This window comes from Methylobacterium sp. EM32, from assembly GCF_040593685.1.
In the GTDB taxonomy this organism is placed as follows: domain Bacteria; phylum Pseudomonadota; class Alphaproteobacteria; order Rhizobiales; family Beijerinckiaceae; genus Methylobacterium.
The window spans coordinates 1-12,979 of the sequence record NZ_JBEXZS010000271.1; the positions used below are offsets into that span (position 1 = coordinate 1).

Below are 12,979 nucleotides of genomic sequence, written 5' to 3' on the forward strand. Positions count from 1 at the left end.
ATCTTGTCGAACGGGAAGGCGCGCAGGTTCGACAGCGACGAGTAGCCGGTGCCGAAATCGTCCATCGCGATCCGCACCCCCATCGCCTTGACCCGCCGCAGGGTGGCGAGCGCCCGCGGCAGGTCGCGGATCAGCGCGGTCTCGGTGATCTCGAGCTCGAGGCGGGCGGGCGCGAGCCCGGTGGTGAACAGCACCTCGTGCACCAATTCCGAAAAACCCGGGGCGTGGAGCTGCACCGCCGAGACGTTGACGGCGATGCGCAGGGGTTTGTCCCAGGCGGCGGCCTCGCGGCAGGTCTCGCGCAGGACCCACTCGCCGATCTGCAGGATGCTGCCGGTCTCCTCCGAGATCGGGATGAACAGATCGGGCGGGATGGTGCCGCGCTCCGGATGGTGCCAGCGCAGCAGCGCCTCGAAGCCCACCGCCTCGCCGGTATCGATGCGGGTCTGGGGCTGGTAGACGATCCTGAACTCCCCCCGCTCGACGGCGTGGCGCAGGTCGTGCTCGATCTGGCGCCGCTCGCGGACCTGCACGCCCATCCGCGCCTCGTAGAAGCGCAGGCGGCCGCGGCCCTCCTGCTTGGCGCGGTAGAGGGCGGTGTCGGCCTGGATCATCAGGGTCTCGGCCTCGGTGCCGTCATGCGGGAAGACCGCGATGCCGAGGCTCGCCGCCGCGATCGCCCCGGCCGGCCCGGTCTCGGCCTGGCGGAGCGCCGCCAGGATCGCCTCGCCGAGGGCCTCGGCGCCGGCGGCGTCGAGGTTCGGCGCCAGCACGGCGAACTCGTCGCCGCCGAGCCGCGCCAGCATCTGGCCGCGGCCGAGCACGGCGGTGATCGCCGCGCAAACCGCCCGCAGCAGGCCGTCGCCGGCGGCGTGGCCGAACAGGTCGTTGACCTCCTTGAACCGGTCGAGATCGGCGCAGAGCACCGCCAGCGGCCGGCCAGCAGCCTCTGCGAGCGCGAGCTCCTGGGCCAGCCGGGCGTTGAAGCTGTTGCGGTTCGGCGCCCCCGTCAGGGCGTCGTGGTGGGCGAGGTAGGCGATCCGCGCCTCGGCGCGCTTGCGCGCCCGCAGGTCGCGCACCGCCAGGGCGGCGTGCGGCCGGCCGGCGAAATCGATGACCCGGCGAATCACCTCGACCGGCACCAGGCCGCCGTCCTGCCGGCGCAGCTGCGCCTCGGGCGCCTCCGCGGCGTCGGTCGCGGCCGGCTCGGCGAGGATGTCCGACAAGGCCGCGCCGGTGAGCGCCTCGGGGGTAAGGCCGACGAGTTCGGCGAAGCTGTCGTTGACGGTGACGACCCGGTCGCCGTCGCAGACCACCAGCCCCTCGGCGGCGGCGTTGGCGAGCCCCCGCATCCGGTCGCCCTCGAGCACCGAGCGGCGCTCGTCGCGCAGGTGCAGCCACAGCCCGGCGAAGGCCAGGACCAGGATCGTGATGCTGGCGAGCGCTACCGCCACGGCGAGGATCGCTGCCGGCACCGCCGTGCCCGACACGGCGACGGACGGGTCCGGCACGATCACCGCCGCGCTCATCGCGGTGAAGTGCAGGCCGCAGATGCCCGCCACCATCAGACCGGCCCCGGCGAGCTTCACCCCGACGGACGCCGCCCGCAGGGTGGTGGCGAGAGCGAGGCTGCCGAGACCCGCGCCCGCCGCGAGCGCGGCCAGGACGAGGCCGGGATCCCAGACGATGCGGCCGGCCACCTCGAAGGCCGCCATGCCGGTGAAGTGCATGGCGCCGACGCCGAGGCCGATCTGCGCGCCGCCGAGCCAGGCCGCCCCGGGCAGGCCCGGGCGCAGGGCGATCCAGAAGCCCGCACCCGCCATGCCGATCCCGATCAGCAGTGACAAACCGGTCAGGCCGAGGTCGTAGGCGGAGGGGATGCCGGGGGAGAAGGCCAGCATGGCGATGAAATGCGTCGCCCAGATCCCGGTCCCGCCCGCCAAGGCGGCGGTGGCGAGCCACAGCCGGCGCTCCCGGCCGGCATTGACGCGGGCATGGTCGAGGAGCGCCAGGCTGGTCGCTGCGGCAAGGTTGCATACAACCGCCGCGAGCAAAACCAACTTAAGGTCGTGATTTCCAGTAATACAATCGTAGAGGGCGGTCACGATCGGCGTCCCATGCTCGGGCTCTCTGTGGTCGAACACATGCACCGAGGGTGATGAACATCCATGTCGTCTCTTGTCCGTCCCGGTCGTTTCCGTGCCGCGTAGTGAATTTGTTCCTAATCGGCCCGGCCGCGGATCCCGGCTCCGCCTCGGCAAGTTTCCGGTCCAGGCCCTCTCGGCGCGGGCCTTGGCAGGCCGGAGCCGTCGCCCGATATCGGTCTTCGAGAAGGAACGGACGTGAGCGCGATGCAGAACGAGGAGCCCGGCGCCCCGGCGCGGCCGATGCTGGACGAGGACACGATCGCCTTCGCGGGCCGGGTCTTCCAGTATGCCCGCCTCGGCCACCACGCGGAGCTGGGCGAGTTGCTGGGCATAGGCCTGCCGCCGAACCTGCGCAACGACAAGGGCGACACGCTGCTGATGCTCGCGGCCTATCACGGCCACGTCGAGACGGTGGCCGTGCTGATGGCGCACAAGGCCGATCCGGAAATCGCCAACGACCGCGGCCAGACGCCGCTCGCCGCGGCGGCGTTCAAGGGCGCGATGCCGGTGGTGCTTGCCCTCCTCGACGGCGGGGCCGCCATCGACGGCGCCGGGCCGGACGGGCGCACCGCCCTGATGACGGCAGCGATGTTCAACCGCGTCGAGATGGTGGAGACGCTGCTCGCCCGCGGCGCCGATCCCGGCCGGCAGGACGCGAGCGGCCATACCGCCGAGAGCGCCGCCCGCGCGATGAACGCGCCGGATACCCCGGGTGTGCTGGCTCGGGCGATGGCAGGTTGAGGCTTCCCGGGGATTTGCGAACCGTCTTGGCGTCCCTTCTTCCCATCCACGACCTCATCCTGAGGTCGTGGATGGGACGAGGGTAGGAACGCGGCCGAACGGGCTACTGGATTCCTAAACCGCCGGCGGCGCCTTCACCATCAGCCCGCGCCGGGCCTCGATCGTCTGCCAGGCCATCAGTGCCGGCAGGCCCAGCACCACGTCCGGCACCCGCTTGACCAGCGAGAGGGCGAGCGCGGTGTGGGGATCGATGCCGAACAGGCTGCCGAGGAGCACGAAGCCACCCTCCTGCACACCGAGCCCGCTCGGGACCGGGAAGGCGGCGGACTTGATCGCCTGGCTCAAGGATTCGAGCACCACCGCCTCGGCGAGGGTCACGCCCTCTATGCCGATGCAGCGCAGGGCGATCCAGATCTCCAGGGCGCCGAGGAACCAGGCCGCGAGGTGGAGCAGGAAGCCCTGGCCGAGGGGCAGCCAGCGCCGACGGTCCCAGACCGCGTCGAGGGCGGCCTGCACGCCGCCGCCGGCCGGCGCCGTCCCACCCTCGGCGGCGAAGCGGCGGGCCAGCATCGACACCCGGCGCTCGACGAAGGCGGCGCCGCCATAGCGCTGCACGGCGAAGAAGGCGGCCAGCACGACGCCGCTGAGCGCCAGACCCTTGGCGCACCAGGCGGCGAGCGTCGCGGCCTGCTCGCCCTCGAGTTGCGACAGCAGCACGACGCCGGTCAGCGCGAACAGGGCCTGGGTGACGACCTGGAAGAACATGTCGACCAGGATGCCGGCGGCGCTCGCCGCGCCGGTGACGCCCCAGAAGGTGAGGAGGCGCGCGCCCAGAACCTCGCCGCCGACCGAGGCGACGGGCAGGAGCACGTTGACGCCCTCGCGCACGAAGCGCAGCAACACGAACGGCCCGGCCGCCACGGCGACGAGGCCGGTGAGTGTCCGGGCCCAGGCGAGCCCGCACAGCCCGATGATCGCGACGCGCACCCCGATCACCGCGACGATGCCGAGGAGGCCGACGCGCCCGAAGGCGTCGGCCACCGCGCCGACGTCGTTGGCGGCGACGAGCCAGAGGGCCAGCACCACGCCGATGGCGGCGCCCAGCAGCGGCACCCGCCGCAGCAGGCGGCGGCCGAGGCTCGGGCGCGTCCCGGCCTGGGCGGCGCCGGTTCCCGCCGCCGTCACGGAGCGTCGCCCGTGGACCGGGGCAGCAGGGCGTCCAGCATCGCGGCGGGGTCGAGGGTGGGATCGAGCACCAGGAGGCGGCCCGCACCGAGGGAGCCGGCGGTGGCGAGAGTCAGGCTGCGCTTCGGGCACAGGCCGAGGCAGCCGGTCTCGACCACCCGCACCTTGCGGCCGCGCCGATCCGCCTTGAGGGCGCACTTCAGCCCGCCCCGGACCGCCTTGGCGCCGACCCCCTGCCGCTTGGCGCACTTGGCGCACACCATCACGATCTCGGCGAAGGGGGCGGTCGCCGCCTTGGCCGGCCCGCGTTTCGTCACCTCGGCCTTGCTCACCGCGCCCCGGTCTCCCGCTCCGTCACCGTATCCGGGGCCGTGGTTAACGGCCGGCCGGAGCGGGCGCAACGCGGCATGAACGCGGCGTCGGCTTTCGACCCTGCTCAGCCGTTCGGACGGTCTGCTTACCGGCACAGTCGAGGACGATGAGCTAAGACCGGAGCAGATGGAAAGCTGCCGGTCCGCTCATTGTTGGAGGAGCCCGGAAGACTGCCATCGCCCGAGCGACGATGGTTCGAAGAAGCGGATCAGGCCTTTGCCTTGACCGGAAGCCGAAAGGGCGCGCCAAGCCGGTTGAACGCGTTCATCGCCGCAATGGTGATCGTGAGGTCCACGAGATCCTTGGACGTGAAGGCCGCGCTCGCAGCCGCATAGGCTTCGTCGGAAACGTGCGTCTCGCTGACCAGCGTGACTTCCTCCGCCCATGCGAGCGCGGCGCGGTATTGGTCGGGGAACAGGTGGGGCACCTCGGCCCAGACCGGAACCAGTGCAACCTTCTCGAACGGCATCGTCTTGAGCAGGTCGCGGGTATGCAGGTCGATGCAGTGGGCGCAGCCGTTGATCTGCGACACGCGCAGGAAGACGAGGTGGATCAGTTCGTGGGGTAGGTCGGTGCCCGTGGTGATGTAGTGGTGGATGCCGAAGAGCGCCTTCGCACCCTGCGGCGCCACCTCGTTCCAGACCAGCCGTTTGTTCTCACTCATAACGAATCTCTATGCTCGGAACGTCAGAGGTCGACGTTCGAAGCCATGACGAGTCGATCGGCCGGGATGTGACATGCCCCGCAGCAATTCCGCTCGGCGCGGTCGATGTCACATCTGGGCATGACTGATCGTCTTGTGCCTGAGAGTGGGAAGAGCGAACGATCGGGACAGCGGATATGGTCGGCGGGGGAAGGATGCGCGGCGCGGCGATGGACGAACGGCGAGCCGCCGACTTCGAGGCGGAGCGAGCGCGCCTGTGATCTCTACGGCACCGCCTCGCCCAGCCGCACGCAGCGCGCCGCATGGCCGGCTCCGACCGCCACCCGCGCCGGCAGCCCCTCCCGGCAGGCCGGGACGACGAGGCCGCAGCGGGGCTCGAACGGGCAGCCGGGGGGCGGGTCGGCGAGGTCGGGGGGCGAGCCGGGAATCGTGGCGAGCCGCACGCCCTTCGGGGATTCCGGGGTGATGCGGGAGGCGAGCAGCCCGCGCGTGTAGGGATGCGCCGGCGTGCCGACCACCGCGCCGCTCGCGCCGACCTCGACGAGGTGGCCGCCATACATCACCGCCACCCGGTCGGCGACCTGCACCGCCACGCCGACATCGTGGGTGACGAAGATCACCGCGAGGCCGAGGTCGCGCTGCAATTCGCGCAACAGGAGCAGGATCTGGATCTGCACCGTGGCGTCGAGCGCGGTCGTCGGTTCGTCGGCGAGCAGCACCTTGGGCCGGCAGGCCAGCGCGAGGGCAATCATCGCCCGCTGGCGCATGCCGCCGGACAATTCGTGCGGGTAAGCGTCGAGCCGGCGGGCCGGCGAGGGGATGTGGACGCGCTCGAACAGTTCGAGCGCCCGGGCCCGGCCGGCGGCGCGCGACACGCCCTCGTGGCGCATCACGGCCTCGGCGATCTGGTCGCCGATGCGGTAGACCGGATCGAGGGCGAGGCCCGGATCCTGAAAGATCATCGCGACGGTGCCGCCGCGATAGGCCGAGAGCGCCTTCGGCTTCAACTTCAGCACGTCGTGCCCGTCGACACGCAGGTGCCCGCCGATGCGGGTGCGGGATTCCGGTAGCAGCCGCATCAGCGCCCGCAGGGTCACGGACTTGCCCGAGCCCGATTCGCCGAGCAGCGCCAAGGCCTCGCCGGCACGGATCGAGAAATCGACCCCGCCGACCGCCCGGACCGGCTTTCGGCTGCCGAGGAAATCGACCGTGAGGTCGCGGACCTCGATCAGGGCATCGGTGGTGGCGGTGTCGGGGTTGCGCAGGGGTGCGTTCATCTTGAGCCTCACGCCGCCATCGGGACTTCGGGAGCCTTCGGGTGGCCGGAGCCCGCCGCCGCCATGTGGCAGGCGGCGAGATGCGCCGGCGCGACCGGATCGAGGCCGGGCTCGCGGGTGAGGCAGATTTCGGCCGCGAATTGGCAGCGGGTGTGGAAGCGGCAGCCCGGGGGCGGGTTGATCGGGTTCGGCGGGTCGCCGGTGAGCGGCGCCTCCTCCAGCCGGGCGTCCGGGTCGGTCGAGGGCTGGGATGCCAGCAAAGCCGCGGTGTAGGGGTGGCGCGGCGCCCCGAGGATCGCGTCGGCCGGGCCGATCTCGGCGATCCGGCCGAGATACATCACCATCACCCGGTCGGACATGAAGCGCACGACGTTGAGGTCGTGCGAGATGAAGATGTAGGTCAGGCCGAATTCCTGCTTGAGGTCGGTCAGCAGGTTCAGCACCTGCGCCTCCACCGATTTGTCGAGGGCCGAGACCGCCTCGTCGAGGATGAGGAGCCGCGGCTCGAGGGCCAGCGCCCGGGCGATGTTGACCCGCTGGCGCTGGCCGCCCGACACCTCGTGCGGATAGCGCCCGCCGAAGCGCCGCGGCTCCAGGCCGACCCGGCGCAGGAGATCGTGGGCGCGCGACAGGGCGGCCGCCGCCGAGAGCCCGTGCGCCCGCGGGCCGAACGCCACCGATTCCTCGACCGTGAGCCGCGGGTTCAGCGAGGCGTAAGAGTCCTGGAAGACCATCTGCACCTGGCGGCGATAGGCCTTCAGGTCGAGGGCGCGGGAGCCGAGCAGCTCGCCGTCGAAGACGATGTCGCCCCTGTCCTGCCGGGCGATCTGCATCAGGAGGCGCGCCGTCGTCGACTTGCCGCAGCCGGATTCGCCGACGACGCCGAGGGTCTCGCCCTTCATCACGGTGAAGTCGACGCCGTCGACGGCGCGCACCGCAGGTCCTTTGCCGAACAGGCCGCCCTTGCCGGCAAAATGCTTCACCAGGCCGTCGACGGTCAGCAGCGGCTGCGCGGGACCGCCGCGGTCGCGGGGATCGAGCTCGGTCACTGGCGCACCTCCATGGCCGAGCGCAGGCCGTCCGAGAGCAGGTTGAAGGAGATCGAGGTGAGGAAGATCATCACGCCGGGGAGCGCCGCCACGACCGGGTTGACGTAGATCGCGGTGCGCAGGGTGTTGAGCATCAGGCCCCATTCCGGCTCCGGCGGCTTCACGCCGAGGCCGAGGAAGGAGAGCCCCGAGGCCAGGATCATCGAGACCGAGATCAGGCTGGTGGCGTAGACGAAGACCGGGCCCAGCACGTTGCCGAGCACCTGCACCCGCACCACCGTGAACGGGTGGGCGCCCGAGACCCGGGCCGCCTCGACGTAGTCGCGGTTGCGGATCTGCACCGTGACGCTCTCGGCGACGCGGGTGATCTGCGGCACGAACACGACCGTGAGCGACACGATCGAGTTCAGGATGCCGGCGCCGAGCGCGCCGGAGAGCGCGATGGCGAGGAGCACCGACGGGAAGGCGAAGAACACGTCGACCACGCGCATGATCAGTGTGTTGACCCAGCCGCCGGCATAGCCCGCCAGGATCCCGAGGCCGGAGCCGACGAAGAACGCGATGACGACCGGCAGCACGCCCATGAACAGCGACAGGCGGCCGGCATAGAGGAGGCGGGTGAGCATGTCGCGGCCGAGCTCGTCCGAGCCGAGCCAGTAGGTCGCGTCGCCGACATGGCGCAGGCGCCGGACCATCGAGCCCTTGAACGGGTCCATCGGGGCGATCAGCGGCGCGAAGATCGCCGCGAGCACGATGCACAGGATCACGAAGGCCGCCGCCATCGCGACGGGATCGCGGGCCAGCCGCCGCAGGACGCTGCCCCAGTAGCCGCGGGACGCGACGACCGGGATCTCGGGGGCGGCCACCGCCGCGACGGGGTCGCCGGTGGCGAGGGAGGTCTGGATCGTCATGGGATCACGCCCTCTCGATGCGGGGGTCGAGGGCGGTCTGCACCACGTCGACCAGGAGGTTGAGGGTGACGAAGAACATCGCCAGCACCAGGATCGTGCCCTGGAGCAGCGGCAGGTCGCGCTGGAAGATCGCGGCGTTGAGGAGGAAGCCGGTGCCGGGCCACGCGAACACGGTTTCGATCAGGATCGAGCCGCCGAGCAGGTAGCCGAGCTGCAACCCCATGATGGCGATGGCGGTGGGGGCCGCGTTCTTCACCACGTGGCGGAAGACACCGAATTCCGACAGGCCCTTGGCGCGGAGCGCCTGGACGAAGTCCTGGTGCAGGATGTCGCCGACGAGGGCCCGGACGGTGCGGGAGATCACCCCCATCGGGATCACCGACATGGTGATGGCCGGCAAGAGGATGTAGCGCAGGTGCTCGAGGTCGGGGAACCAGTTGCCCGAGCCTTGCGGCCCCGCCCCGGTCGGCGGCAGCCAGCCGAGGGTGGCCGAGAACACGATCACCATCACGATACCGAGCCAGTAATGCGGCACGCTGACCCCGAACACCGCGATGGCCGAGGCCACCCGGTCGAGCCAGGAGTCGCGAGCATAACCGGCGACGAAGCCGAAGAAGGTGCCGAAGGTGAAGCCGATCAGCGTCGCGACGGAGGCGAGGATCAGGCTGTTGCCGACGGCGCGGCCGACCTCGGCCAGGACCGGGCGGCCGGTGGCGATCGAGGTGCCGAGGTCGCCGTGCAGCACCTTCCAGAGCCACAGGCCGTATTGCACCGGCAGCGGCTTGTCGAAGCCGTAGGCGGCGCGCATCTGCGCCTGCATCTCGGCGGTGGCGTCGACCGGCAGGATCGCGCTCAGGGGATCGCCGGGGGCGAGGTGGACGAGGAGGAAGCACACCAGGCTGACGCCCAGGGCGACCGGGGCGGCGTAGCCGATGCGCTTGAGGATGAAGAGGATCATGAGGCGGCGCCGGTTTCTTCGGGGTCATGGTCCGCCCGGCCAGGGCCGGGCGGGATCGCGATGTCGCCAGGGTTCCTCACCTGCTCCGTGCCGCTTGCCCTGCTCACAACCTCATCCTGAGGTGCTGCGCAGCAGCCTCGAAGGAGGCCTCCAGAGGTCGGCGCGGTCCCTGGAGCCTCCTTCGAGGTCAGTCGATCTTCGATCGGCTGACACCTCAGGATGAGGTCGCGGGTAGGATGGGAAGCCCTGTCGAAGCACTGGCTTTGTTCAAGCCAATGCAAATTTCTCGACGTCTACTTCGCCATCGTGATCGGCGAGAAGTCCTGGAACCAGCTCTGGGCCTGGACGAAGCCCTGGACCTTCTTGCTCATCGCCCGCGGGTTGACGTCGTGGGTGACCATCAGGAACAGGGCGTCATCGACGAACTTCTCGTGGATCTTCTGCAGGACGGCGACCTGGTCCTTCGGCTCGAAGGTCGTGCGGACCTCGTCGAACAGCTTGTCCATCGCCGGATCGCAATAGTAGCCCCAGTTTGTGCCGTTCGGCGGGGCCAGGTTGCACTGGGCGTGGCGGATGAAGGCGGTGAACGGGTCCTGGATCAGGTAGGAGTAGTTCATCGCGGTGCCGCCGCGGGCGCTGTCGGACTTCGAGCCGGCGCGCCAGATGTTGATCAGCGTGTTCCACTCCACGACCTCGTAGTCGACCTTGATGCCGACCTCAGCGAGGTTCTGCTGGATGAACTCGTTCATCGGCAGCGGCTGCATCTGGCCCGAGCCCGAGGCCGAGATCAGCACCTTGGTGGTGAGCGGCTTGTTCGGGCCGTAGCCGGCCTCCTTCAGGAGCTTCTTGGCCGCCTCCGGATCGTACCCGACCTTGAAGGTGGGCTTGCCGAACCAGGGATGACCGGGGGTGAGGAAACCCTCCGCCGGGGTGGCGAGGCCGCCCAAGAACTCCTTCAGGCCCTCGCGGTCGACCGCGAGGTTCGCGGCCTTGCGCACCCGCACGTCGTTCCACGGCGAGCCCTCAGCCCGCGACAGGTGCCAGGTCCAGTTATGCGGGTAGAGGTTGGTGACGAGATTGAAGCCCGCCGACTTGAGCGAGGCGACCGCGTCCGGCGCCGGCGCCTCGATCCAGTCGACCTGGCCCGAGCGAAGAGCGGCCACCCGGGCATTGGCCTCGGGCAGCGGCACCAGCACCATACGATCGAGCTTCGGCACCCGCGCCTTGTCCCAGTACGCCTTGTTCGGCACCAGCTCCAGGCGCTCGCGCGGCACGAAGCCGGTCACCTTCCACGGTCCGGTGCCGGAGGGGGACTTCGCCACCGCGTCCCAGCTCTTGCCCTGCTTCTCCCAGTTGGCGGGAGACGACATCAGGATCCAGGCGAGCTGGTAGGGGAAGGTGGCGTCCGGGGTCTTGGTGGCGATCTCCAGCGTCATCGGGTCGACCGCCCGGTACGAGGCGACAGCCGGGATGCGGGTGCGGCCCTGCGCCGACTGGCGCGGGTCGTATTGCGGGCTGTCCGACTTCAGCAGCTTGTCGAGGTTCCACACCACCGCATTGGCGTCGAAGGCGGAGCCGTCGTGGAAGGTGACGCCGGGCCGGAGCGTGAAGATCCAGCGGGTCTTGTCGGCCGGGTCGACCTTCCAGGAGGTGGCGAGGCCGGGGGTCAGGTCGGAGGCCGTGTCGGCCCGGCTGAGGTCCCAGTTGATGAGCGCGTCGTACACCGTGTAGCCGGTGAAGCGCATGCCCTCGCCGCCATTGTCGGCCTGGCCCGTGGTGAGCGGGATGTCGGAGGCGGTCATGCCGATGCGCAGCACGCCCTGGGCGCTCGCAGGCCCCACCAGCGCGAGGGCGAGGGCGAGACCGGACAGGGTCCGCCCGAGCGGGCGCAGGGGCAGGCGGGTGGGCAGCGGCATCGTGAAACATCCCCGTCGGTGATTGACGGGGATGGGGCTGCAAGAGGCCTGCCAACTCGTTCGCTCCCGGGCGCCCGGATTCCAGGCAGCGACAATGCCTAAATTCCGGGCTGCTTCATTCGAAGGCGAACGATCCAGCCCAAATTGCCCTCATGTGAGGCAGGCTTCGGCCTGCGCGGCACCGAGCTGCCGGTCGGCGACGAGATGGGCGAGACCATGATGCCTCGTGCGTCAGTGGTGCCGGCGCCGGACGATCCATGGTCGGGTCAGCGCCGGTCAACGCCGAGCCGGTCCCGGTCCATCGTCACCGGCGGTCGGGTCGCCTGCGGCATCAGCAGCCGGTCGCGGCTCAGGCCCTTGTGGACGTGGACCATCAGGGCGATGCCGAAGAGCGGCGTGAGGAGGTTGAGGACAGGGATCAGCATCAGCCCGGCGAGCAGCGCGCCAGCGAGCATCACGATCCCGGTATGGTAGCGCCGCATGGCGCCGGCCTCCTGGAGCGGCCGGAACCGGGCGGCGGCAAGCTCGAAATACTCGCGGCCGAGCAGGTAGGTGTTGGCGAGGAAGAACGCCGCGACGTTGATGCCCGGCACGAGCAGCAGCGCGAGCGCCGCGAGGTTGACGGCGAGCGCGAGGCCCGCGAACCGGACGGTGTAGAGCATGGCCTGGCTGAAGGGCATCGCCTGGCCCGGCACCTCGTCCGGGAAGTCGGTGCGCTCCACGATCGCGGCGGCGTCGTCCAGGAAGTAGCCCGCCACCAGGATCGAGACCGGCGGCAGGATGTAGGCGAGCCCGACGAACAGACCGGCCCCGGCGAGGAACGACGCCACGGCGTTGACCATCGCGTAGTCGGTCGAGATCGGGTGGGCGGCGATCAGCGCCGCGATGCCCTTGGTGAGCAGGAACCAGATCAGGGCGAGGAGCCCGACCGTGAGGCCGAGCGACTTCCACAGGATCGCGCGGAGCGGGCGGGAGAAGACCTGCCGCAGGGCCGCGAAGGCGGCGTTGATGAGCATCGGGACCTCGGAGGTGGACGCAAAGCTCACTTGATGCCGAACGGCCTCGCCGTCCAGGGGCGAACCGCGTCACGCTTCGCGGGTTGAGGCAGCAGCAAACGTCATGTGTGCGGAATGGAGGTTCGACCGATGGACATCGCCGTCGACAAGGTCAGTGAGTTCATCCTGCGGGCCCGGGCCCTCGACGTGAAGGAGGGCTTGAGCGATCCCGATTCCGGCTCGAACCCGATCGACGACGGTGCCCGCGACGTGCTGGTCGACGGCACCGACGACGCGACCGAGGAGGAGTTGCGCGAGATGATCGCCGGTCTCAACGACGACGAGCGGGCCGAGCTGGTGGCGATCCTGTTCGTCGGCCGCGGCGACATGGAGCCGGAGGAGTTTCCCGACGCGGTCCGCCTCGCCCGCGAGCGCGAGGCCGCCGGCACCCGGACGGCCGATTACCTGCTGGGGATCCCGAACGTGGGCGATCTGCTCGACGAGGGGCTGGCGGCGTTGGGATTGAACTCGGAGGTCTGAGGTCGTTCCGTCGGCATTCGACCTGCGCTGGCGGACCTGACACCCACGATGTCATCCCGGGGCTCGCCGAAGGCGAGAACCCGGGATCCATAACCGCTGAGGCCGGAGAAAGAGGCGGATCGCGTTCCGCTTTATTTCGAACCGTCGGCGGTTATGGATCCCGGGTTCCGCTGCGCGGCCCCGGGATGACATCCAGGGTGGCAGGACTGTCGGAGGGTCGTGAA

General features: G+C 70.2%; 12 protein-coding genes. 2 read left to right on the top strand and 10 right to left on the bottom strand.

Translation table 11 applies throughout. From position 1 onward, the window contains the following. A partial coding sequence (locus tag ABZT49_RS33715) for an EAL domain-containing protein (RefSeq protein WP_355292909.1) occupies positions 1–2,105 on the bottom strand: 2,105 nt, incomplete at its 3' end. Between the two features lie 246 nt (positions 2,106–2,351). Between ABZT49_RS33715 and ABZT49_RS33720 the strand changes: the two genes are divergently transcribed. After that, entirely contained in the window at positions 2,352–2,888 is a 537-nt protein-coding gene (locus tag ABZT49_RS33720; protein WP_355292945.1) for an ankyrin repeat domain-containing protein, read from the top strand. A gap of 114 nt (positions 2,889–3,002) precedes the next feature. Here the strand turns inward: ABZT49_RS33720 and ABZT49_RS33725 are convergent, their stop codons facing one another. From ABZT49_RS33725 to ABZT49_RS33765, 9 genes are all read right to left on the bottom strand, one after another. Beyond that, on the bottom strand, positions 3,003–4,073 hold the full coding sequence (locus ABZT49_RS33725) for a lysylphosphatidylglycerol synthase domain-containing protein (protein WP_355292910.1): 1,071 nt from the start codon (positions 4,071–4,073) through the stop codon (positions 3,003–3,005). Continuing rightward, entirely contained in the window at positions 4,070–4,405 is a 336-nt protein-coding gene (locus ABZT49_RS33730; RefSeq protein WP_355292912.1) for a (2Fe-2S) ferredoxin domain-containing protein, read from the bottom strand. The genes ABZT49_RS33725 and ABZT49_RS33730 overlap by 4 nt, the downstream gene beginning before the upstream one ends. Before the next feature lie 248 nt (positions 4,406–4,653). Next, positions 4,654–5,109: a carboxymuconolactone decarboxylase family protein gene (locus ABZT49_RS33735; RefSeq protein ID WP_355292913.1), complete on the bottom strand. Its 456-nt coding sequence runs from the start codon at positions 5,107–5,109 to the stop codon at positions 4,654–4,656. 263 nt (positions 5,110–5,372) lie between these two features. Next, positions 5,373–6,386, bottom strand: coding sequence for an ABC transporter ATP-binding protein (locus ABZT49_RS33740; RefSeq protein WP_355292915.1), 1,014 nt, complete (start codon positions 6,384–6,386; stop codon positions 5,373–5,375). Positions 6,387–6,394: 8 nt separating this feature from the next. Beyond that, a complete protein-coding gene (locus ABZT49_RS33745; protein ID WP_355292917.1) occupies positions 6,395–7,435 on the bottom strand; it encodes an ABC transporter ATP-binding protein in 1,041 nt (346 codons plus the stop codon). After that, positions 7,432–8,346, bottom strand: a complete 915-nt coding sequence (locus ABZT49_RS33750; RefSeq protein ID WP_109972203.1) for an ABC transporter permease — start codon at positions 8,344–8,346, stop codon at positions 7,432–7,434. The genes ABZT49_RS33745 and ABZT49_RS33750 overlap by 4 nt, the downstream gene beginning before the upstream one ends. A 4-nt stretch (positions 8,347–8,350) precedes the next feature. Next, positions 8,351–9,304: an ABC transporter permease gene (locus tag ABZT49_RS33755; protein ID WP_093570284.1), complete on the bottom strand. Its 954-nt coding sequence runs from the start codon at positions 9,302–9,304 to the stop codon at positions 8,351–8,353. Between the two features lie 293 nt (positions 9,305–9,597). Next, entirely contained in the window at positions 9,598–11,220 is a 1,623-nt protein-coding gene (locus ABZT49_RS33760; protein ID WP_355292919.1) for an ABC transporter substrate-binding protein, read from the bottom strand. Positions 11,221–11,486: 266 nt separating this feature from the next. Then, on the bottom strand, positions 11,487–12,236 hold the full coding sequence (locus ABZT49_RS33765; protein ID WP_355292921.1) for a sulfate transporter family protein: 750 nt from the start codon (positions 12,234–12,236) through the stop codon (positions 11,487–11,489). Positions 12,237–12,365: 129 nt separating this feature from the next. Here ABZT49_RS33765 and ABZT49_RS33770 point away from each other — a divergent pair, with 129 nt between their 5' ends. Next, positions 12,366–12,755, top strand: a complete 390-nt coding sequence (locus tag ABZT49_RS33770) for a DUF3775 domain-containing protein (RefSeq protein WP_093570281.1) — start codon at positions 12,366–12,368, stop codon at positions 12,753–12,755. The last annotated feature ends 224 nt before the right edge of the window (positions 12,756–12,979 follow it).

What these genes read in the sequence shown, in the direction of transcription:
- ABZT49_RS33740 (WP_355292915.1), bottom strand. Translation starts at nt 6,386, where the DNA reads ATGAACGCACCCCTGCGCAACCCCGACACCGCCACCACCGATGCCCTG.
- ABZT49_RS33750 (WP_109972203.1), bottom strand. Translation starts at nt 8,346, where the DNA reads ATGACGATCCAGACCTCCCTCGCCACCGGCGACCCCGTCGCGGCGGTG.
- ABZT49_RS33770 (WP_093570281.1), top strand. Translation starts at nt 12,366, where the DNA reads ATGGACATCGCCGTCGACAAGGTCAGTGAGTTCATCCTGCGGGCCCGG.
- ABZT49_RS33765 (WP_355292921.1), bottom strand. Translation starts at nt 12,236, where the DNA reads ATGCTCATCAACGCCGCCTTCGCGGCCCTGCGGCAGGTCTTCTCCCGC.
- ABZT49_RS33735 (WP_355292913.1), bottom strand. Translation starts at nt 5,109, where the DNA reads ATGAGTGAGAACAAACGGCTGGTCTGGAACGAGGTGGCGCCGCAGGGT.
- ABZT49_RS33760 (WP_355292919.1), bottom strand. Translation starts at nt 11,220, where the DNA reads ATGCCGCTGCCCACCCGCCTGCCCCTGCGCCCGCTCGGGCGGACCCTG.
- ABZT49_RS33755 (WP_093570284.1), bottom strand. Translation starts at nt 9,304, where the DNA reads ATGATCCTCTTCATCCTCAAGCGCATCGGCTACGCCGCCCCGGTCGCC.
- ABZT49_RS33720 (WP_355292945.1), top strand. Translation starts at nt 2,352, where the DNA reads ATGCAGAACGAGGAGCCCGGCGCCCCGGCGCGGCCGATGCTGGACGAG.